Genomic DNA, 22,234 nt, shown 5'->3' with positions numbered 1-22,234 from the left:
CCATGTTTATCGCACTGCCTGATCTGAACGTACATTATCGTGAACGTGGCGCTGCAGGTGCACCCGCGCTGATCCTGCTCCATTCGCTCGGCACTTCGTCTGTCATATGGGATCAGGTGGCCGAAAGGCTTGCGCAGGTTTACAGGGTGATCCAGCCCGATATGCGCGGCCATGGGCTTACTGACGTAACCCAGGGGCCGTACACGATTGCCGGGCTTGCGGAGGATGTTCTCGCGCTGATGGACAGGCTGGGCATTGGCAAAGCCCATATTGCTGGCATATCGATTGGCGGTCTGATCGCACAGCAGATCGGCCATGTCGCTTCCGGGCGTGTCGATACGTTGACCCTGCTTGATACGGCTCCGGTTTTTCCTGATTCACGCTCCTGGAGAGAGCGCGCCGCACTCGTCAGGGTTGAAGGTGTCGCCGTGATCGCGGATACAGTGCTCGACCGCTGGATTACGCCTCAGGAGCAGGGAACTCCAAACGGAAAAGGGCTGCGGCAGATTTTTCTTCGAACAGCGTCAGAAGGGTATGCTGGTGCCTGCGAAGCGCTTGCCTCCTGTGACCTCTCTGCCGGGTTGAAGCATCTGGCGATACGCAGCCTTGTCATCGTCGGCGAGAATGATGAGGCCACTCCGCCTGAAGTATCCCGGCGCATGGTGGCTGAAATGCCCGAGGCATCATTGGTAAAGCTGGAGGGACTGAGACATATTCCGGTGATGGAAGCAGGAACGCGGATTTCAACGCTGATGAATTGTTTTCTCGCGGGCGAGCAAAGTAATGAGCCGGCAGCAGATCTGTACGAAACAGGTTTGAAAGTGAGAAGCGCCGTGCTCGGAGGGGAGCATGTGAGTCGTTCTCTTGCCAGGATCACCAGATTTGATGAGCCTTTCCAGCATTTCATAACGCGCACTGCCTGGGGGCAGGTCTGGTCGCGCCCTCATTTCGACCGGCGGACACGATCAATCGTCACGCTCGCTTTGCTGGCCGGGCTCGGATGCGAAGAGGAATTCGAGCTCCATATAAAGGCTTCACGCAATACCGGTTGTACAGACGAGGATATCGCCGAACTGCTTCTGCACGTTGCCCTCTATGCCGGAATTCCCCGTGCAAACAGCGCCATGCATCGCGCAAAAAGACTCCTCTCAGATCCTGACGAGCAGCAAAATAGATAGGTCGTATCCCAAGTTATTCCTATTTTATCAGGAGGGCTGTCGCATGAACTCGGGTGCGCCCGGAAGCGGACGATGAGAGCGCTATCTGTGATTTACAGATGGCACCTGTTTCTGCACGAGTTGATAGCGTATTCGGTGTGACTCTGTCTCCGTATCTGGGGACTATTGTAATGCCGGATTGTGCCAAGGAGAGTATGCAACGATACCCGTTCAATCAAGGCTACGCCTTGGCGGAGCCATTAAAACAATTTGCGTACGGCGTATTGAGATTTGAATGGTTCTTCAAACATATCGGAGACGTTATTCAAGGTATGTTCTATACGAAAGCCATTATTGAAGATTGCCAGACATATAGCCTTTCCCGCCACATCCAGAACGATACCATTATCGATGATGGCATAATCAGCATAATCAGGAACAAGGTCGGGGTGAAAGTTTGATACCCACGTCTGTGTGTAGAGAGGAAGTTGCTCGGTATTGATGCGGAGATACTCATTATCGGGGGGCGTATAGATATCGTAAACAGCGAACGCTGTTCGTAAGGCCCAGACGTTGCGGATAGGCCCTGCAATAGAGAGGTCGAGTAAATAGTCGTCCTTCGTCTGTTGGATACGTCTCGACGTATCGCGAAAGTCAACAAACTTCACGAACAACCCATATGTGTCGTCGATAAAAGGTGCTATTTCCTCTTCAGGGGATGCCGTAATGATTGCGCCTGTTTCAAGACGGATTTCGACTAGCAAGGACCCATCGGTTTTTGTCTGGATAACCTGCTGTCCCTCGAGGAAGTAGATGAGTCTCATCTCCTCATCGGTAAAATAACGGGTGCAGTGGGCCATAGGCGTATCTCTTACAGGAGGGGCTGTCCAAGAGAGTCCATACACTCGCAGGGCAGGCCACAAGCTCGAACATTATCGCGGTTCTTATACAAACAAGTTAAAACGGGACCAAGGTGTGAGGCTGTGTTGTCCTGTTTCTGTTCCTTTGAAATCCTTTATCACCATAAAGTGTAAGGCATACAAAAACATGAGTATTGATGGTTGTGGCCACTTTCTTTCCTGTCAAACCTCCGAGACTTCGGACTGATGCCTCTTTGCAAGAATCCGTCCGAAACGATGAAAGCATATGAGGACTTTACCCTATTACCACCCTGTTGCAGTACGTCCGCGCCAAGGGGCCAACCATTCCAGCTCCTCTGACGTTGACGCGCGGGGCCGATATTCACATCCCACCCAACCACGATACCCGAGGTCATCCAACTGCTCGAAGAGATAGTTGAAATTGACTTCTCCTGTATCGGGCTCATTGCGCAGTGGCACGCCTGCTGCCTGAATATGCGCGATTGAATCAAATAGAATATTGAGACGGGTGGACAAATCACCTTGCATGATCTGCGCGTGATACAGATCAAACTGTAGTTTGATATTATCCGCGCCGATCAGATCGCAAACTTTTTTTGAGTCCTCCTGGTAATTTAAGAAATATCCAGGCATATCTCTCGTATTGATTGCTTCCAATACAATTGTAATGCCCGAAGTGCGAGCCTGCTGAGCTGCGTACTCTATATTCTCAAGGTAGATGTCCATCTGCTTTTCCCGTGTGATTTCCGGTACACGCAGGCCTGCCATGACATGTAAAAGGCGATTTTTCAGTACGGCACTATATTCCATGGCAGTATCAATCGCACGACGAAATTCGTCCTCGCGCCCTGGCAGCGAGGCCAAACCACGTTCTCCACCGTCCCAGTCACCGGGAGGCGCGTTGAACAGGGCCACGCGCAGATCATTGGTGGCAATACGCACCCCGATATCTTCCTTCGAACACATATACGGGAAGAGAAACTCCACTCCCTTAAAACCATCGCGTGCGGCAGCGTCGAAGCGATCAAGAAACCCGAATTCGGGATAATTCATTGTCAGATTTGCGGCAAAAGCAGGCATTTAACACTACTCCATAATTTTAAGGTCAGGAAAAAAACAGCCACATTGCTGCTGTGGTGAGAAAGCCCAAAAAGCCAAGAACGGTGGTGAGGACCGTCCATGTTTTGAGACCGTCCGCGACCGAAATTCCTGTGAGTTTTGTGAAAATCCAAAAACCAGCATCATTGACGTGAGATGCTGAAAGGCCGCCGCCGCCCATTGCAAGAGCCAGTAGGGCAAGACGATTAGGGCCAAAATGAAAGGTGGCGATCAGCGGAGCAAGAATCCCGGCCGTCGTGACGAGTGCGACAGTCGTTGATCCTTGAACGGCGCGCAGTATCAGGCAGAGGATATAAGCCAAAGCCAGCACTGGCAGCCCGCTATTACGCAGCGTATCTGAAATGACGTGCCCGATACCACTTTGTACAAGAATATTACCGAACACGCCCCCGCAACCGGCAATCAGGATAACCATTGCGACGCCGGGTACAGCCGAACCGATCACGCTCGAAACCTGCTCGAAACTCCAGCCACGTCGCAAGCCCAGGCAGTACCCAGCCAGGACTGTGTCTGCGAGCAGCGCTGTTACCGGAGCGGACAGAAACTGTGTGACGGCATAATAAAAAGATTTCTGCGGCAGGAAGATGGAGACTGTTGTCCCACACATAATCAGCACGATGGGAAACAGGATTAGCCCGACAATAAGCCAGAATTCAGGCGCAGGAGCATCAGGGAGTGCCTCACCAGATGCCTCTAATGAAGCAGGAACGCCCCCGTCATCGCATCCACTGACCGCCAGACGAATATCCACCGAATAATTAAAGTCACGACGCGTCATATGCTGGGAGATAAAATATCCCACAATGCAAACCAGCAAGGTAATTGGCACGCCGAACGCCAAGATCCGTCCCATATCCGCTCCGATCTGCACAGAGGCAGCGGCAGGCCCTGGATGGGGTGGCAGAAATGAATGCACCGTCAGCATAGCCACGCACATGGGCAAAGCAAATACCATCAATGATCGCCTGGTGACGTTCGAAACACCATAGAGCAACGGCATGACCATAATGACGCCAACTTCAAAAAAAACTGGTATGCCAATCAGAAATCCCGCCAGCGTAAGAGCCAGCGGAATACGGCGATCACCAAATTTTCCAATCAAATCTCGTGCCAAGACCTGTGCGCCACCTGAAATCTCGACAATTTTGCCGATCATGGCGCCCAGCGCGATAATGATGGCAATATGGCCCATCGTCTTGCCCATCCCGGCCTCAATGGCGGGGACGATCTTGTCGGCAGGCATGCCGGACAAAAGGGCAACGAAAATACTGACGATGAGCAACGTCAGTACGGGCTGCAGCTTAAATCGTATAATGAGTACGAGCATCAAACCTATGCCTGAGATCGCACCGGCCATCAGAAGAACGGGGGTCATGATGAACCTTTGTATTTTTGGCGTTTATATCAACCCCAGCTGGTGCCGAAGACTTCCGCAATTTCACGTAAAGCGTCTTCGCAGAGCGGTTGGGGCTTTGGATTAGTCAGCAACCAGAGACGCGCCGTCTCCTCGAGCTCTGCCAAAGCGTCCGCAGCTTTCGTGACGGTGGCTCCCCACACCACAGGCCCAAGACGCTCCAGCATCACCCCTTGAACTGTCGTAGCTAATGCGGCGATACGCTGTGCAGCCTTTGGTGAGCCCGGACGCTCGTAGGCTATCAACGGTACGCGCCCGATTTTCATAACCTGATAGGGCGTGATTGGGGGTATAATTGCAGAATCAGAGAATACACCCGCAAGAGTCAGTGCGACGAGATGCGTGGAATGTGTATGAATGATCCCATGACAGTCCGGCCGCTGATCGTAGATACTACGATGCAAGACAACGGTTTTCGAAGGTTTTGGTCCGGAAATCCAATGACCATCCAGATCAACCTTGGCTATTCCGTCTGGCGTCAGACGCCCTAGGCAAATGTCTGTCGGTGTAATGAGCCAGCCATCGGATAGCCGTGCACTGATATTGCCCGCGCTCCCTGTCGTATGACCACGTTCGTAGAGATCTCTGCCGATTGCACAAATTTCGCGTCTGCATACATTTTCATCAAGCATCGTAATTTTCCTCAAAGGCGTTCAGCGCCTTGGTGAAGAAATCTGCATCCCCGAAATTTCCTGATTTCAGCGCCAGGGCGATCGGCTTGGCGCCGAGCGACACAGTGGCCGGAACACCTGGCGCAATTGGCCTGCCGATGAGCAGGCCCTTGACGTCGAGTGCCTGTACGACTGCGCCGGACGTTTCTCCACCGGCCACGACAAAATGAGTCACGCCACGTTCAAGCAGTCTACGCGCAATATCGCCCAAGGCGTGTTCGACCATTTCGCCTGCTTTGTGAACACCGAGGGTGGCTTGAATCCTCTTCAATTCCTCTGCAGGGCAGGTCGCATAAATCAGAACAGCCTGCTCTGCATGAGCATCAAAAAAGTTGATAGCTTCATCGATAACAGGCTTGCCCGACGCCAGATCCAGAACGTTGATGCGATAAGACGGGCGGGAGGCCGCATTCCAGGTGGCAACCTGCTTATTCGTCATCAGAGAGCCGCTACCTGCCAATACGACGCTTTTGCCCTTGATTGTGGGCAAGGCCGCCGCGCCTGCGCCCGCGAGTACCGAAAGGGTGCGAAAATTATCAGGCAGACCCATCGCGACACCGGAACCGCCAGTCACCAGCACATGGTCACGGCAGGCATGTCCTATCGCAAGAAGATCAGCATCCGATATCGCGTCGATAATCAGCAGGCTGGTGTCATCCGCCCTGGCTTTGTCGAAGCACGCCCGTATCGTCTGGTCTCCGGCGCGCACAGCAGCCAGATCAACCAGGCCCACCCGCCCTCTGGATTGTGCCTGAAGCCATCGCACTAGATTGGCGTCAGTCATCGGTGTGAGAGGATGGTTCTGCATGCCGCTGTCGCTCAGCAGCGCATGCCCCACAAATAAATGGCCATTATAGACCGTACGCCCATTCACGGGGAGAGACGGTGCGGCAATCGTGACCGCTTGCCCGAGTGCTGCAGCCAGAGCCTCGGCAACTGGTCCAATATTACCCTCCGCAGTTGAATCGAACGTGGAGCAATATTTGAAAAAGAACTGCTGGCATCCCAGATCCTGCAACGCTTTCAGTGCGGCCAAAGACTGCCCGATTGCCTGCGCCGCAGGAATTGTCCGGGATTTCAGAGCAACAACAACAGCATCGGCCTGAGCAATCAGAGGATCGTTTTGATCGGGAATGCCGATCGTCTGAATTGTCCTCATTCCGTGGTTAACCAGCATACTGGCGATATCGGTCGCACCGGTGAAATCGTCAGCGATGACACCGAGCATAGGTCTCTGACAGCTCATTGTTCTGATCCTGCCTTCTCTGCGGGCAGGGTAATTCCGGGAAATATCTTGATCACGGCAGAATCATCTTCGCGGCCATATCCGGCGGCCGAGGCGTTGAGAAACATCTGATGGGCTGTCGCAGCCAGTGGCAGCGGGAATTTCGTCTGCCGCGCCGTATCAAGCGCCAAACCAAGATCTTTGACGAAAATATCGACCGCAGATAACGGTGTGTAATCACCGGCAAGGATATGCGGAACCCTGTTCTCGAACATCCATGAATTGCCAGCGCTATTCGTGATGACTTCGTAGAGCGTCGCCGGATCGGCACCCTCGCGCAGGCCAAGCGCCATCGCTTCGGCAGCGGCTGCGATATGAATGCCAGCGAGATGTTGATTGACGATTTTCACCCGCGTGCCAATCCCTACCGTATCACCCAGGCGGTAGACTTTGCCTGCCATTGCATCAAGAACTGCCTCGGCCCGTGCATAGGCTTCAGCCGGACCTGAGGTCATCAGCGTCATGTCACCTGTTGCAGCCTTTGCAGCTCCACCGGACATCGGTGCATCAAGGAGCCAGATTTCATGGGCTCTGAGTTTCTTATCCAGTTCTTCGATAAAAGCAGGGGCGACCGTTGCGCAGGAGATGACCAGAGCACCGGGCTTGAGCGCAGAGACAGCGCCATCACCCCCGAACAACACTTGCGCGGTTTGTTCGGCATTGACCACCTGGATGACCAGCACGTCGCATAAAGACGCCAGTTTTTCGGGAGATATGCAGGCTCTCCCGCCCAATGTTTCGAACGTCGCAAGCGTTTCGTGGCGTACATCAAAAGCATGGACATCAAAGCCGGCGCGCAGCAGCGACCTGGCAACGCCAAGACCCATGGCTCCCAGACCTACAACTCCGACCCTTGCCGCTTTTGGTTCTGACTGCATCGTATTGACCCTCGCTCATCCGTGATTCCGTGCAGACATCATTAGTCATTGCCGAATGGATATTTCTTGGGGCTGAGTAATTCATAGAAGATGATAGGCGTCTAATGCACGAACCGTTATGGTTCATATCACCTGTGTTATGGATATCCGATGAAACAAACGCTTCAGCTCTCCCCTTCATGGTTTCTGGATATCCGGCTGAAGTTCAGACATTTGCAGCTATTACAGGCCCTGTCTCGACACAACACGCTCCAAGACGCAGCTGACAGTCTCGGTCTGGCCCAGCCGGCCGCATCGCGCCTGCTTGGTGATCTCGAAGAAATGATCGGCACACCGCTCTTTCGACGCGACGGGCGACGCCTTGTTCTCAACAGCTATGGAGAGCTTTTGACACGTCGCTCAAAAAACCTGTTGGAAGAGCTGGAACGCACGCGTGAAGAATTCAACACCGTATCAAAAGGTGGCGTGGGAAGCGTTTCCATCGGTGCAATAGATGGCCCCGTCGTTGATTTGCTTACCCAAGCCGTGCTCAATATCCAGAGCGATAATCCAGGCATCGAGCTGGAAATACGAACCGGCTCCAGCATCGCCTTGTCTAATGATCTGATGAATGGCGAAATCGATATCATGATCGGGCGACCGCCGGAGGAGGAGAACGGTGGCACGTTTCACTACCTCCCGATTGGGGAGGAGCCCATGGTAATATCAACAAGGCCGGGTAACCCGCTGCTGCTCAAGGGGAGGACGATACGACTGGAGGAAATGGCGTCTTATCCTGGATTTTGCAGCGCAAAGGCGGGAAATCACGCAAGAAACTCGAGGATGCGTTTGCTGAGCGCGGCATTGCATTGCCAAAAGATATTATTGGCAGTGATTCGCTGGTGATGACTCTCGCCTATCTGGAGAAAACCGATGCGCTGACAATTCTGTCAGCAGCGGTTGCCAATCAACAGGCCAAATATGCACAGATCCAAATCCTGCCATCAGAGGTTGAGATAGCGATCAGCTCTTATGGAATTCTGACACTTAAAGCCCGCAATCAATCACAAGCTACAGTAACGGTTTTGAATGAGCTGTGCACAGTGCTCGCGCCTGTCATGTAAAACGCGTTTATTTTGCGCAAATCGTGCACTCTGAGATGATACGAAGACGTGCTCTTCCCAGCGATGATAGCGCTGCGATCTCCCGCGGTCGACGCTTGCACTTTTCCTTCCTGTTCATTGGTATATGATCCCATGCAATAGCGAGCTGGATAACGGACCATCATCGCGTGACGAAGCAGGCTCCTGAACGTGACTGAGCAGGTTTCACAGCCAACAACAAGGAATTCTGAAGCGCCTGCAACACGTTTTGCGGCACTGTCAGCGCCGAACCTATGGCGACTATCTTTTTCAGTGTCGCTAACGAAGCTCTCATAAAAAGTGATGATCTCGTTTGGTGTGGGCGGTCGGTTTTTCGAGTCACTCATGGCGCACACTTTGTCGAAGAACTGTCCGGTCCGGTCATATAGCTGTGCCGCCCGTCTGCGAGCCTCGAGTTTAGCCGAAGTGGTGAGCGAAAGGGAGATCTCGGACCGCCTCAGGAGAGGCTGGATATCCTTCGGCACGGCCCTGCGAAAATGGTAGTGGGACCCTATCAGACGCAGCATCAGACTTTGCCATTCTGGGAAGAAATCCGGGAAAGCCCCGGTTTGACGCGTTGAGAGCCAAAAAACCTATCAATTTCAATGAGATAGTGGTGCGAACTGTGGGACTCGAACCTCAATACTATGGGTGGTATGCATCACTATTCCCAATGATTTGAGGTATATCGCTGTCTACGCGCTTCTTCCTCTTCGCATTCTTGGACAAACAATCCGGGAAGGCAAGAGTCGATTTTTAAGGTGCTCGTGGCTTGTGATTTACTCGTCATGATCGAGTGAGGCGTTGTCAGAGTTCGACCGGTGATCGCAGAGAGAATGAGCGATTGATAGCGCTTCTATCGATCATAAAATGTGCTTATAGTGATCGATAGGTGGTGGGGACATCGATCATGCGCTGGAATTGGCAGCTTCAGGACTGGACATGTTTCCAGTTCGACAGGGCTCGTTTGGAAGAGGCTGAGAAGCGACTTTTGAAAGGGTCGGGCGTCGTCGTCGGGTCCATGCAACATCTGGACAACACGGCCACTCAGCATCTCGTCGTGCAACTGCTGTCACAAGAGATGGTGCAGAGTTCGGCTATTGAGGGCGAAGTGCTTGATCGTGCAAGTGTGCAATCGTCGATAGCTCGACAATTAGGCTTTGCCGCAGACAGGCGTCGTTCCGGCCCTGCTGAAGCAGGCGCTGCGGAATTGATGACTGATCTCTATAGAAACTGCTCGACGCCTCTGACGGACCAGGGCCTATTCGCCTGGCATGCCATGTTGATGAATGGCCGCCGCGATCTGGAGGTCATTGGTGGTTATCGCCAGCATAAAGAAGCGATGCAGATTATCTCTGGTCCCGTGCATGCGCCGCATATTCATTTTAAAGCACCGCCTTCCCAGCGTGTGTCTGCAGAGATGGCCCGATTTGTCGATTGGTATAACGAGACAGCGCCGGGTAGTGCAGACCCGTTGCCTGCGTTGGAACGGGCCGGGATCGCTCATCTTTGGTTCGAGACCATTCACCCTTTTGAGGATGGGAATGGTCGTCTTGGTCGGGCTCTCGCTGAAAAGGCCTTGGCGCAAAGCCTCGAAACCCGGTAGTGACGGGGCTGGCCGCAACAATCAATACTCATAAAAAAGCGTATTACGATGAGCTGCATCGGGCGAGTACATCCAACTACATTGAGAGCTGGATGGCATGGTTCGCAAGCATCGTTCTCGAAGCACAATCCCGGACAATTGCCACGATCAGTTTCGTTGTGGAAAAGGCGCGGTTTCTGGATGGTCTCAAAGGACAGCTCAACCCTCGCCAGGAGAAAGTCGTACTTCGGATGCTGGCTGAAGGGATAGACGGATTTCAAGGTGGTTTGAGTGCCCAGAACTACCGCGTGATCACAGGAGCAACCTCCGCCACAGCTACGCGTGATCTGGCGGAGCTGGTCGCGCTTGGAGCATTCAGTAGGGCTGGACAGAACCGCTATGCCCGTTACTCTCTCAATCTCAAGCGTCGTTCCGGATCTGATTGACCGCCACCGCATACTAAAAAGCTTCTGAATGGCGAGGCTGGGTCACGCGAAGCAGCCTCTCCCGGCTTCCACGCTTCCCTTGGCCGGGTATCGGTATAAGATCGCGTGTAACAACGGGCCGGATAACGGCCCAGCATGACGTGACGAAGCAGGACCGAGAACGTGACTGAGCAGATTTCACAGGACACCATCAACAAGGCGCTCTGGAGCGCCTGCGACACGTTTCGTGGCACCGTTAGCGCTGACACTTATCGTGACTATGTTCTGACCATGCTGTTCCTGAAATACATCTCCGATGTGTGGCAGGACCATTATGACAGCTACAAGGCCCAGTTCGGCGACCATCCTGAAATGATCGAGTCCATGCTCGCATCAGAACGCTTCGTTCTGCCGAAAGGGGCTGATTTCTACGCGCTGTTCAAGGAACGCAACGCGCCCGGCAATGGCGAACGTATCGACAAGGCGCTTCATGCCATTGAAGAAGCCAATGGCACCAAGCTCAAGGACGCCGGGAAGAGCGTCTTCCAGGATATCAGCTTCAACTCCGACCGCCTTGGCGATGAAAAGCAGAAAAACAGCATCCTGCGCCATCTGCTGGAAGACTTTGCCAAGCCAAGCCTGAATCTGCGTCCGTCACGCGTGGGCAATCTCGATGTCATCGGTAATGGCTATGAGTTCCTCATCAAGAACTTCGCCGCCAGCGGCGGGCAGAAAGCGGGGGAGTTCTACACTCCGCCCGAAGTCAGCGAACTTCTGGCCCGTCTGCTCGATCCGCAGCCGGGTGATAGCATTTGTGATCCTGCCTGTGGCTCGGCCTCGTTGCTCATGAAATGCGGGCGTCAGGTCACGCAGAACCACAAGGGCAGCAAGAACTACGCATTGCTGGGGCAAGAGGCGATTGGCTCCACCTGTCTTTCGCCAAAATGAACATGTTTCTGCATGGTGAGGATAACCATCGCATCGAGTGGGGCGATACCATACGCAGCCCCAAACTGCTGGATGACAAGGATCATCTCCTGCGCTTTGATATCGTGACGGCCAACCCGCCTTTCAGCCTTGATAAATGGGGCCATGACGAGGCTGAACACGACCCCTATCATCGTTTTGCCCGTGGCATTCCCCCCAAAACGAAGGGCGATTACGCCTTTATCCTGCATATGATCGCGACGCTAAAGGAACGCACCGGGCGCATGGGCGTGGTGGTACCCCATGGCGTGCTGTTCCGCGGCAGCTCGGAAGGAAAGATACGGCGCAAGCTGATCGAGGAGAATCTCCTCGATGCCGTGATTGGCCTGCCCGAAAAGCTCTTTTTCGGTACCGGCATTCCGGCGGCTATTCTGATCTTCCGCAAGGACCGCAAAACACGGGACGTGCTGTTTATCGATGCCAGTCGGGAATTCAAACCGGGCAAGAACCAGAACACGCTGAGCGAGGAGGCAATCGAGACAATCGTTTCCACCTATCGCGCCCGGAAAAACGTCCCGAAATACGCCCATCTCGCCACACCGGAAGAAATTGCCGAGAACGACTGCAATCTGAACATTCCGCGTTATGTGGATACGTTTGAGGAAGAAGAGGAAATCGACCTGACCGCCATTCGTGCGGAGCGCGTTGCCATTCGCGAAGAGCTTCTGGCGCTTGAGGCGCAGATGGATGTTTATCTGAAGGAGCTTGGCTATGCTTCCTGAAGGGTGGGATGCGGTTACTATTGATAAGATATCAAAAATAGTTACCAGCGGATCTCGCGATTGGTCGCAATACTACGCGAACCAAGGAGACAAATTCGTTCGTATGACGAATTTAGGAAGGGAAGGAATTAGGGTATCAAATGATGATATGAAATACGTCTCCTTGCCTGTTACTTCCAGTGAAGGGCGGCGGACTTCTCTTGAGTCAGGTGATGTTCTCATTTCGATAACCGCCGAGCTAGGGAAGATTGGTCTCGTACCGCCCGGTTTTGGGACGGCATTCATCAATCAGCATTTAGCCCTTGTAAGGATGGAGCCACACAAGGCCGTGAGCGAATTCGTGGCGCATCTGTTGTCCTCCGAGGGAATGAATAAGAAGCTGAATGGTCTCAATGATGCCGGGGCTAAAGCAGGCCTTAATCTATCAACGATACGCTCGTTCGTTATCCCTCTCCCCCCCCTCCCGGAACAGAAAAAGATCGCAGCGATCCTTTCGACGTGGGATCGGGCGATTGAGGTGATGGAAAAGCTTTTGGCCAATAGCCAGCGGCAGAAAAAAGCCCTTATGCAGCAGCTCCTCACGGGCAAAAAACGCCTGCCGGGGTTCACGGGGGAGTGGCACAAGAGACGTTTGAGCGACTGTTGCTATGTACAGATGGGATCGTCACCAAAATCCGAATTTTATAATGATGCAGGGGTAGGGCTACCCTTATTACAAGGTAACGCAGATATCAAAGACCGAAGGTCCGCGCCGCGTATTTATACGACCGATGTTACGAAGACATGTAAAGTTGGGGATATCCTACTAAGTGTTCGCGCTCCTGTCGGAAATGTGGCGATCTCGGCGCACCATGCATGTATCGGTAGAGGGATAGCTTGTATTCAAACGAATGATGAAAATCTGTCATCGTTCATTTATCAGTCTTTTTTGAATCTCGAAGACAGCTGGAGCACCGTGTCTCAGGGAAGTACTTTCGAGGCGGTAAGCGGCGACGATTTGCGTAAAACTATCCTCTATCTACCTACGCTTCCTGAACAAAAGGCTATCGCCTCCGTCCTTACCAAAGCAGACGAAGAAATCACGCTTCTTAAATCCGATCTCTCCCGCTTGCGTCAGGAAAAGAAGGCGCTAATGCAGCAGCTTCTGACCGGCAAGCGCCGGGTAAAGATCGAAGCGGACGCGGGATAATCCAGCCATGAGTGTCAGCCCGAAATTTCAGGAAGAGTACAGCGCCAAACTGCCTGCTCTGGCGCTGTTGAGCACACTAGGCTGGCACTTTCTCTTGCCCGGCCAGGCGCTGGCCTTGCGGGACAATAACCGCAGCCGTGTGGTGCTCGAACCGATCCTGCGGACAGAGTTGAAAAAGCGGCGCTATAGCTTCGAGGGGCAGGAACGCGCTCTTTCGGACAAAGCTATCGATACGCTGGTCTCTCGTATCACCCAACCCGATTTCGTCAGCGGACTGAAGGGCGCGAATGAAGGCATCACTACCCATCTGCTCTACGGCATAGCAGTCACGGAATTTATCGATGGGCGCAAGGCCACGCCCACCATCCCCCTGATCGACTGGCAAAACCCGCAGAACAACGATTTCAGCTTCACCGAAGAATTCAGCGTGCTGCGCACCGATCAGGCGGCCACCCGTCGGCCCGATATCGTGTGTTTCGTCAATGGTATGCCGCTGGCTGTGATCGAGGCCAAGCGCCCTGATGGTCAACCGGGTAAAGGCCCGACGGTGGATGAGGGGATTTCGCAATCCTTGCGCAACCAGCACAAGGAAGAAATCCCGCAGCTTTTTGCCTATAGCCAGTTGCTTTTGTCCATCACCGGACACGAAGGTCGTTACGGCACCTGCGGCACACCTAAGAAATTCTGGGCACGGTGGAAAGAAGAAGATGTGTCAGAGGCGCAGATGGACGCGCTCAAGAACACGCCTCTGTCGCCTGAGCAGAAACAGGCGATTTTCGCTGAGCGCAAGCCATCAGATCGTACCTGGTTCGATGATTGGGCCTCGCGCCCGCTTTCCGTCACGGGGCAGGATCGCCTGCTTATCGGCCTGCTTGCGCCTGAGCGCCTGCTGGAGATGGCCCGGTTCTTTACGCTGGTGGACCGTAAGGCGGGCAAGATTGTCGCACGCTATCAACAGGTTTTTGGCATCAAGCGGCTGCTGGAGCGCATCAAGACACGGCGCAGCGATGGCGGACGCGAAGGAGGGGTGATCTGGCATACGACCGGATCGGGAAAATCCTTTACCATGGTTTTTCTCAGCCGGGCGCTGCTTCTGGATGACACGCTCAAGCAATGTCGCCTTCTGGTGGTGACAGACCGCAAGGATCTCGAACGTCAGCTCAGCGCCACCTTTGCGACAGGGGGCGAACTGGGAGACAAGAAAAACAAAAGCGACGTCTTTGCCAGCTCAAGCCGTCATCTGGCTCAGCAGATCGGTCAGAGTCATGAGCGCATTGTTTTTTCGCTGATCCATAAATTCTTCAAGGCCACGTCTTATCCCGAATGCCATAATGACAGCGCCGATATCATCGTGCTGGTGGATGAGGGGCATCGCACGCAGGGCGGTGAAAGCCATAACCGCATGAAAACGGCGCTGCCCAATGCGGCGTTCATCGCTTTTACCGGCACGCCTTTGCTCAAGGGGCAGCAGACGACCAGTCGCTTCGGCAAGATCATCCATTCCTACACCATGCAGCAGGCGGTGGAGGACGAAACCGTCACGCCTCTGCTCTACGAAGAGCGCAAGCCCGATCTGGATGTGAATGACCGGGCTATTGATGCCTGGTTTGAGCGCATCACGCAGGATCTGGGTGATGAGCAGAAAGCCGATCTCAAAAAGCGTTTCAGCCGCGCCAATCAGCTCTACAAGGCTGATGATCGCATCCGCCTTATCGCCAATGATTTGGCGGTTCATCTCGACGCCAATATCGATGACGGGCTCAAAGCCATGTTGGCCTGCGACAGCAAGCTCTCGGCCATACGCTACAAGCGTTATCTGGATGAAGTCGGTCTGTTCGAAAGTGCTGTCGTCATGAGCCGCCCGATACGCGTGAGGGGCATGAGGAGGTGGACGAACGCAAGCTGCCCGAGATCCAGCTATGGTGGAAAGAGAATATTGGCGACAAGGACGAGGAAGATTACACCCGCGAGACGGTTGCGCGTTTTGAGGAAGATCCGGCACTCAGGCTGATCATTGTGGTCGATAAACTGCTGACGGGGTTCGATGAGCCGCAAAATACGGTGCTCTATATCGACAAGCCGCTCAAGCAGCATAACCTGCTCCAGGCCATTGCGCGTGTGAACCGTCTGCATAAAAAGAAGAAATTCGGCCTGTTGATCGATTATCGCGGCATTCTGGCAGAGCTCGATACGACGCTCGCCCGTTATGACCAGCTCGCAGCACAGAATGTCGGTGGCTACGATCCGGCCGATCTTGTCGGGCTTTATAGCCAGATGAGTTCGGAATACCGCGAATTGCCTGCGCTGCACAAAGCGCTCTGGGCGATTTTCGATGGCGTGAAGAACAAGAGCGATCTCGAACAGCTGCGCAGCGTGCTCATGCCCCGCATGACCGAAGAGAACGGTCAGATGGTAGACGCCAATCTCAAACGGCGTGACGATTTTTACGAGGCTCTGACGAAATTTGCCACCTGCCTGAAAGTGGCCTTGCAGTCACTGGCTTTTTTCCAGGATAGCAGCGTTACCGAAAAGGATCGTCGCACGTATAAGGAGACCTTGAAGCAGCTCACGAACCTGCGTCAGATGATCCTGCAGGATACAGGCGAGCGGATCGATTTCGATCAATATGCCGATCAGGTGAAAAAGCTGCTCGACCGTCATGTGGCAGGCGTGCGCGTGCAGGATTCCTCCGGCGTGTATGCCGTGGGCAAGATGGGCCAGAAAAACGATGAAGCGCCTGAGGACTGGAGTGAAGAAAAAGCCCGTAACGAGACCGATCTGATCCGCACACGCATCACAAAAACCATCGAACACGAGATGCAGGACGATCCCTATGCAAAAGAGGCTTTCTCGGCGCTGCTGCGCAAGGTGATCGAACAGACCGAGAGCCTGTTTGACCACCCTCTGAAGCAATTCATGCTTTTTCAGGAATTCGAGGAGCAGGTCGCCCGACGCAAGCTGGATGCCATCCCTCCGGTTTTTGAAGGGCGACGTTATGCGCAGGGCTATTATGGCGTGTTGCTGCAGACGCTCTCGGACAAACCAGAGACTGAGAGCCTGATGCCCATAAGGACTGGGTTGATCTGGCCTTCGAGATCGACCGCATAGTTGAGCAGGCGGTGCAGGAACATTCGCTCAATCGGCCCGATATGGAGAAGAAAGTCAGGCTCATGCTGCTTCCGCGTCTGTTCGGGACTGGTGTCGATCCTGCAAAATGCGGTGTCATTGCCGAACACGTTATCCAGATCATGCGCGTCGGCCCTGCCAGCGCCGCGCCGTGACGCTGGAAGAACATATCCTGACCTATGGTGGCGAGCAGATCCGCGTGGCGCTGCTGTCGCGAGGTCGGCCAGGTACAAGGCTGCTGGTCAAGGTCCATCCTGACCTGAGCGTGCAGGCCCTGGTGCCCGAAGGCACGACACAGGAGGCACTGGAAAAGGCTCTTGCGGCAAAAACACGCTGGATCTGGCAGAAGCTGCGTGATTTCCGTGCAGTGCAGGAACATGCGACGGCCCGCAATTATGTCAGCGGTGAAAGTCACTTCTATCTGGGGCGCAGACATCTGCTGAAAGTCGAGATTGCGCCGGATGCATCCGAAACCGTTCGCTTGCTTCGTGGGCGTCTCGAGGTCAGGGTGTGCGAGCGCCATGCCCTGCGTATCCGAAAGCTGATGGAATTATGGTATTTTGCAAGGGCGCAGGAAGTGTTTCGCGCGCGGTTCCAGGCCGTACTGCCCTCGGCCTTGTGGGTGAGGTCATCACCCGCGCTGAAATTGCAGATCATGCAGACCCAGTGGGGCAATTGCTCGCCTGACGGTACGGTGACGCTCAACCCGTGGCTCGTGAAAGCGCCACGCGACTGTATCGACTACGTCATTCTTCATGAGCTTTGTCATATACAGGAGCATCACCACGGTGCGGCTTTCTGGTCTCTGCTGGACCGCGTTATGCCCGATTGGGAGCGGCACAAGACAAAGCTGGATAATATGGCCGAGCTTCTCCTCCAGACATGATCTTGCCGTGTGCAGGATGGAAGCTTGTGCTGCATCCGGATTGGACCACGTTACCATGGATCGAAGGTGGGAGATGGTTTCACCGAGGAGGGAGCTGGGGCCTTGGCAATGGGCGCGGCGTTCTCGCTCTCCAGCCCCGTTGCCAGTCGTTCTGCTTCAGCCTCGTCCAACTTCCTCAAAGCGACCCGCGTCACGTATTTGGCTTTCTCAAGATTTCCGGTCAGCTTGCATTTCATGATCTCTGCCTGTGTGGCGCGAGGCAGCTTTGCTGGCGGCATCCAGGTGGCCTTCAGCAGGTCCAGATCTCTCCTGGCCCTATCGCACTGGGCGACATGGCGTGCTTTCCAAGCGGTGATCTCCTCCTGCCTGCGCCTGTCGGCCTCGCGGCAGAGCGTGACAAGCCATTCCCTGCATGTGTCCCGCCTGACGATCTGCTGAAGCAACTCACTATTCTCTCTCCGCAGGCGTGCATTGGCCTCCTCGCGTTCTGTCGGAACAGGCAGGCAAAGCGGTTCAGGCGGCGTAGAGCGCAGGCCGAGATGCCAGAATACGGTCTTCAGGAGATAACGCAGGATCTCGGCCAGCATTTTCGAAAGCCGCTCGATTTCCTCGTCGAGATGGGAGAGGCGTTTCTGCTTTGAAAGAATAAATACCCTGTCACGCAGAGCGTCACGCTCCTGTCGGGTTTCCTGCAGCTGTTTTCCGGTCTGCCAGAGCTGCCTGCGCGTGTCTTCTATCTGCACGAACAGCGCTGCGCCTTGTTCATCGACAGAGCGCCGTGGACCATACGCCATAGGCGGTCTTGCATTCAGTACCGTGCGGCACGCCCTGGCTTCACATTTCCACTGCCGGATGTAGTGAGCAAAGTTCGGTGGCAGCTTATCGATACGATCCAGCGAAACGATCCTCGGCTGTTTTGACGAGGGCGGTGACGGCCTTGCTCTTACAGCCGCTCTGGCAAGTGTTTCCGGGTCAAGCCTCAGTTCCTCGAAGGGCGGCAGAAGCAGACCGCTCTGCTCCGCGTGACGTTCCATCGCGGCCGTCTCCAGAGGGGCACGCTCCAGAAGTGGTTTGACTACTACCCTGATATCGCCGCGCTTTGGTCTGGTTGCTTCATCCACCAGAAGCTGGCGGAAATCCTTCATGCGCGTTTTCGTCAGGCGCGTGAAAGACCCGATCAGAACACCATCAACCGTCTCGATGATATGCGCATCCTTTCTTGTATCCTGCCGGTCTCCGGCACGCATGACCCAGCCCTTCGTTTTCAGCAGGGCGCGAAAGCGATGCAGCTGATTATCCGACTGCGCCCAGAGAGAGGCGATGGTCTTCTTTGCTTCCACAAGATCCAGCCCCTGTCGCTCGGCCATACGACGTGATTGCGAGGTGTAGGCTGCACGTGGAAGGGGCCGTGACGCGGGATGTGCTTCGGTCAGAAAGGACGGTGTGTCAGGAGATGCTGGGACTGATAGTTGCTCATTAATGGTAACAGGTCTTTCTATGAGTACCTCAACGCGCTCCGCTTCTGCCGTCTTTCCTTCCTGACGCAATGCTTTGGCAATGGCCCGGTCATGCCGCCCCGGCACCAGCTGATGCCCCAGTCGGATTTCCTCGAGACGGGCACATTTCTCCAGACGCTGCCAGGAGAAGCGCGAGCTCAGCACATGGTCGTCCTGCCATTCGGGCAGAAGCAGATGCCCATGGGTGCTGCCATCCTTCTGATGCACGACGAGCGTCATGCGTTCCCTGTCCGCCTGCAGCTCATCGCAGAGCCTGGCGGCAAAAGACGCAAGGGCTTCGTCATTCATGGGCTCGGCAGGGTTGAAAGCTATATGACGCAGACCATAGCGTATACCCTCACGTCTTGCCTCCTTCATCCAGTCCGCAAGACACCAATCATTGCCAGAGAGAACGCGTATGGCCTCATTCCTCGCGCCCTGTAGCACGTGGCGTGAGACGGCCTGATGACCGCTGGTCGTCCGGATACGGGTTTCCTGCACAATCATGCGTTCCCCTCCGGACTTTGAGGAGGCTTAGTGCAGCGTTGGGAGCGAAGTCGCTATCGGCCGGGATACTTCTGCTCGCTCCTCTATCCCTATCTTTGGTTCCACCATCTTCCGCGGTCGGGACGTCTTCCTTGTCCTCGTCACACGCAGGGATTTAAGCAGGACATCGGTGCGGTCCTTTGTCGCTTCCAGCGCATCCAGAACATCCCCCGCCCGGACGGCATCACCGCAATTTGCAGAATGGGCCAACTGGTTGAGGTTGTTGCCAATGCGCCCAAGCTCGCCTCGCAGCTTGTGCAACGAGACGCCCATCGCCATCCCGTTATGACCGGTCAGGGCAGCCTCTTTCAGCAGGGAGCGTACCCAGAGGGCAGTGGTCTCATGGTCCAGGAGACGCGCTGCACCGGCCCAGTCAGCCAGCTCCTCAGGTGAGGCCCGGACGGACAGGCGGGAGGAGCGGGTAGGGCGGGACAGGCTGGAGACGGGAGGCGTCACTGACGCAGGAACATGGGGCGAAGCAGACATGGGATGCGCTTTCCATCAGGGGGGTCAACGGGGGCGATAGCCCCCTTGCCAGCTGCTTCGTGCTCCCAACGGGTAGCCACGAAGCACTGCTGGCTCAGGGGAGCCAACCCACGAACTTATGATAGAACAAGACAGGAACGAATGCCGGATGGAGCAGGCGGCTTCTGATAAACCCCATGCAGAATGAGAGGAATTTTCTGCCTTCCAGCCTCGGAAAATCCGCTCTCCTGCTGTCCGTTGCGTACGGTCACCGGGGGATTTTCTTCGGCTTGCTTCGCTCTCCTGTAACGTAGTCTCAGCGGCGCCGGTGCTCGCTAAGGACTTCGACTGGTGGAAGGACCATGGCGGCCCCAAGCTGACGGATGACGAGCTCAAGACCGCAGAGGACACGCGTAGGCTAGACGAGCCGATGCCCCGCCTCAATCGGCTTTCGTTCGAACAGGCCACGATTGAGACGGCCTACCGCTTTATCGCCGAGGTCTGCGGCCAGTCGCTAGCGACCGTCGCGCTCGAGGAAGTGCAACGGCACCCGGACATGGTTCTTTGGCTGAAGATCGGCAACGAATACCACGGCGCCCATGGGCTGGCCCACTGCCTTCTGTGCGGGAACGAGATCCTGGCGGAACGCCGCGCCTTGCTGACAGCCGCGCTCGACGACGAGGTCGACCAGTTCGTCGCTCGTTTAAAGAGAACCGCCGATCGTCTCGACGGTCTCCTTGAGTCTATCAGTCAATTGGTTGCCCTGTTGCCTAAGGTGGACGACCTAACCAGCGAGTTGCGGCCCGGCTTCAGGGACCTGAGGCAGGACGCGTCGCAGAACGCGCGCCAGCTCGCGGAGCAGTTGCGCACGCTGCAAGGCGTGTTATCCGCTAAGCTGGAGCGGCCCGCATCTCCTGCGGACATGAAGGACGTCGCTGCCGAAGCGGATGTGTGCGCCACCGCCAAGCGCTTGGCAGTCAGCGTCGCGAGAGTTAACGAGACGATCATGGCCCACAACCAAGGCATCACCGACTTTGTGAAGCGGAAGGATGAGGCGGAGACGTCCATCCGCCGCCACTTCATTGTCGACTGCCGCGAAGAGTATGCCCAGACGGCGAAGGACGTCGGCGACGCCATCGCTAGGTTTGAGGTCGCTGCCGAAACGTTGGCCGCCCTGCGGGAGAGAGCACGCGAATTGCGCCAGCGCATCCGGACGCACGGCCCTGCGGCGGCCGTCATCAATAAGCTCATCGCGGCATACCTTGGCCACAGCGAGTTGACTATCAATCCCGCCGACGAGGGCTATGAGTTGCACCGCCATGGCACACCGATCACCGTCGTGCCAAGCGAGGGCGAAAAAACAGCAATCGCGATCTCCTACTTCTTTTCCTCCATTGAGGCGGACAATCGGAAGTTGAAGGACATGATTGTAGTGGTGGACGACCCGGTCTCGAGCCTAGACACCAAGGCGCTGAACTTCGCCTGCTCCTTAGTAAAGACGCGGCTCGAAAAGGCCGCCCAGGTTTTCGTCCTCACGCATAACCTCCAGTGCATGAACGAATTCAAAAAGGCGTGGAAGGGTAAGACCCGGCCTCCGACAGGCAAGGATCCGACCGCCACGTTCCTTTATATCGACGTTACAATCCCTGACGGAGAGCACCGCCGCTCCTCTAGGATCATTGAGATGTCGAAACTGCTTCGAGAGTATAAATCGGAGTACCACTTACTTTTCAGCCACGTGCTACGCTTCGTCGAGCAGCCCAGCGCTTACGACGACCACGGCTATATGATGCCCAATGTAATTCGTAGGGTGCTCGACGTGTTCCTCGCTTTCAAAAGACTAGGTGGAGGAGGGCTGCCCGGCCAGCTCAACACGCTGTGCGCCGACTACCCGCATCTCGACAGGGAGAGACTAGCGGCGCTTGAGCGGCTCGCTCAGGTCGAATCCCACTCCGACAACCTCGATGACCTGCTGTCCTTCTCGACGATGACCCTCGAGGAAACGCCGATGCGCTCTTTGATATGATGGAAAAGGTCGATGAGAAGCACCTGAGGCGACTTAGAGGTCTTTGCGCCTGATCTACTCCGGACGTCGAGATCCTGAGGCATTCCGTCCGAAAACGCCGTAGGATCGTGAAAGTCTAGAGCGAGGTCCCTGTAGTGTCCGCTATTAGGAAAACAAACGGAGCGAATTTATGTCCAAGTTGCAGGCAGGTGAGGAAGGTCGGCTTTTTCGATCTGCAAATGATATTTGATGGCTTCTGTCAATTAGCGAGTGGTA

Annotated in this window: 17 protein-coding genes and 2 pseudogenes; 10 read left to right on the top strand and 9 right to left on the bottom strand. The window is 55.0% G+C overall.

Going from position 1 to position 22,234, the window contains the following annotated elements:
* The first annotated feature begins 2 nt into the window (after positions 1-2).
* Positions 3-1,178, top strand: a complete 1,176-nt coding sequence (gene pcaDC / locus JCM25354_RS04525) for a bifunctional 3-oxoadipate enol-lactonase/4-carboxymuconolactone decarboxylase PcaDC (RefSeq protein ID WP_025885130.1) — start codon at positions 3-5, stop codon at positions 1,176-1,178.
* Between the two features lie 239 nt (positions 1,179-1,417).
* Here the strand turns inward: pcaDC and JCM25354_RS04520 are convergent, their stop codons facing one another.
* The 6 genes from JCM25354_RS04520 to ltnD form a co-directional block, all read right to left on the bottom strand.
* Entirely contained in the window at positions 1,418-2,017 is a 600-nt protein-coding gene (locus tag JCM25354_RS04520) for a hypothetical protein (RefSeq protein ID WP_025885129.1), read from the bottom strand.
* A 303-nt stretch (positions 2,018-2,320) separates the two neighbouring features.
* A complete protein-coding gene (gene otnI, locus JCM25354_RS04515) occupies positions 2,321-3,118 on the bottom strand; it encodes a 2-oxo-tetronate isomerase (RefSeq protein WP_025885128.1) in 798 nt (265 codons plus the stop codon).
* A 25-nt stretch (positions 3,119-3,143) separates the two neighbouring features.
* A complete protein-coding gene (locus JCM25354_RS04510) occupies positions 3,144-4,514 on the bottom strand; it encodes a GntT/GntP/DsdX family permease (protein ID WP_243443900.1) in 1,371 nt (456 codons plus the stop codon).
* Between the two features lie 47 nt (positions 4,515-4,561).
* The gene (otnC, locus tag JCM25354_RS04505; protein WP_025885126.1) at positions 4,562-5,203 is read right to left on the bottom strand and encodes a 3-oxo-tetronate 4-phosphate decarboxylase; all 642 of its coding nucleotides are present in this window, start codon (positions 5,201-5,203) and stop codon (positions 4,562-4,564) included.
* Positions 5,196-6,488, bottom strand: a complete 1,293-nt coding sequence (gene otnK / locus JCM25354_RS04500; protein WP_025885125.1) for a 3-oxo-tetronate kinase — start codon at positions 6,486-6,488, stop codon at positions 5,196-5,198. Before otnK ends, otnC begins: the two co-directional genes overlap by 8 nt.
* Complete coding sequence (ltnD, locus tag JCM25354_RS04495) at positions 6,485-7,405, bottom strand: L-threonate dehydrogenase (RefSeq protein ID WP_025885124.1); 921 nt, start codon at positions 7,403-7,405, stop codon at positions 6,485-6,487. Before ltnD ends, otnK begins: the two co-directional genes overlap by 4 nt.
* Before the next feature lie 150 nt (positions 7,406-7,555).
* Between ltnD and JCM25354_RS04490 the strand changes: the two genes are divergently transcribed.
* Together JCM25354_RS04490 and JCM25354_RS04485 are read left to right on the top strand one after the other, a co-directional pair.
* Positions 7,556-8,290 (top strand): LysR family transcriptional regulator, encoded by a 735-nt coding sequence (locus JCM25354_RS04490; RefSeq protein WP_025885123.1) that lies wholly within the window; start codon positions 7,556-7,558, stop codon positions 8,288-8,290.
* Entirely contained in the window at positions 8,290-8,508 is a 219-nt protein-coding gene (locus tag JCM25354_RS04485; RefSeq protein WP_025885122.1) for a type 2 periplasmic-binding domain-containing protein, read from the top strand. Before JCM25354_RS04490 ends, JCM25354_RS04485 begins: the two co-directional genes overlap by 1 nt.
* Here the strand turns inward: JCM25354_RS04485 and JCM25354_RS23315 are convergent.
* Complete coding sequence (locus JCM25354_RS23315) at positions 8,445-9,053, bottom strand: DUF6538 domain-containing protein (RefSeq protein WP_369345725.1); 609 nt, start codon at positions 9,051-9,053, stop codon at positions 8,445-8,447. The genes JCM25354_RS04485 and JCM25354_RS23315 overlap by 64 nt on opposite strands.
* A 383-nt stretch (positions 9,054-9,436) precedes the next feature.
* Here JCM25354_RS23315 and JCM25354_RS22165 point away from each other — a divergent pair, with 383 nt between their 5' ends.
* From JCM25354_RS22165 to JCM25354_RS04460, 6 genes and pseudogenes are all read left to right on the top strand, one after another.
* Complete coding sequence (locus JCM25354_RS22165) at positions 9,437-10,132, top strand: Fic family protein (protein ID WP_243443899.1); 696 nt, start codon at positions 9,437-9,439, stop codon at positions 10,130-10,132.
* Entirely contained in the window at positions 10,132-10,557 is a 426-nt protein-coding gene (locus JCM25354_RS22160) for a Fic family protein (RefSeq protein WP_243443898.1), read from the top strand. The genes JCM25354_RS22165 and JCM25354_RS22160 overlap by 1 nt, the downstream gene beginning before the upstream one ends.
* 162 nt (positions 10,558-10,719) lie before the next feature.
* Positions 10,720-12,245, top strand: a pseudogene (locus tag JCM25354_RS16635) (type I restriction-modification system subunit M).
* Positions 12,229-13,434, top strand: coding sequence for a restriction endonuclease subunit S (locus JCM25354_RS04470; protein WP_199899903.1), 1,206 nt, complete (start codon positions 12,229-12,231; stop codon positions 13,432-13,434). Before JCM25354_RS16635 ends, JCM25354_RS04470 begins: the two are co-directional and overlap by 17 nt.
* 7 nt (positions 13,435-13,441) lie before the next feature.
* Positions 13,442-16,715, top strand: a pseudogene (locus JCM25354_RS16630) (type I restriction endonuclease subunit R).
* Positions 16,716-16,717: 2 nt separating this feature from the next.
* The gene (locus JCM25354_RS04460; protein ID WP_025885120.1) at positions 16,718-17,446 is read left to right on the top strand and encodes a M48 family metallopeptidase; all 729 of its coding nucleotides are present in this window, start codon (positions 16,718-16,720) and stop codon (positions 17,444-17,446) included.
* A 50-nt stretch (positions 17,447-17,496) separates the two neighbouring features.
* Here the strand turns inward: JCM25354_RS04460 and JCM25354_RS22155 are convergent, their stop codons facing one another.
* Complete coding sequence (locus JCM25354_RS22155; RefSeq protein WP_025885119.1) at positions 17,497-19,449, bottom strand: hypothetical protein; 1,953 nt, start codon at positions 19,447-19,449, stop codon at positions 17,497-17,499.
* A 27-nt stretch (positions 19,450-19,476) separates the two neighbouring features.
* Positions 19,477-19,974, bottom strand: coding sequence for a MobC family plasmid mobilization relaxosome protein (locus tag JCM25354_RS16620; RefSeq protein ID WP_025885118.1), 498 nt, complete (start codon positions 19,972-19,974; stop codon positions 19,477-19,479).
* A 307-nt stretch (positions 19,975-20,281) separates the two neighbouring features.
* On the opposite strand from JCM25354_RS16620, the gene JCM25354_RS16615 reads away from it, so the two are divergent.
* A complete protein-coding gene (locus JCM25354_RS16615) occupies positions 20,282-21,979 on the top strand; it encodes an AAA family ATPase (protein WP_243443897.1) in 1,698 nt (565 codons plus the stop codon).
* Positions 21,980-22,234: the final 255 nt, after the last annotated feature.

This window comes from Asaia prunellae JCM 25354 (assembly GCF_000613885.1).
In the GTDB taxonomy this organism is placed as follows: Bacteria; Pseudomonadota; Alphaproteobacteria; order Acetobacterales; family Acetobacteraceae; genus Asaia; species Asaia prunellae.
This window is presented reverse-complemented; position numbering and strand designations above follow the sequence as displayed.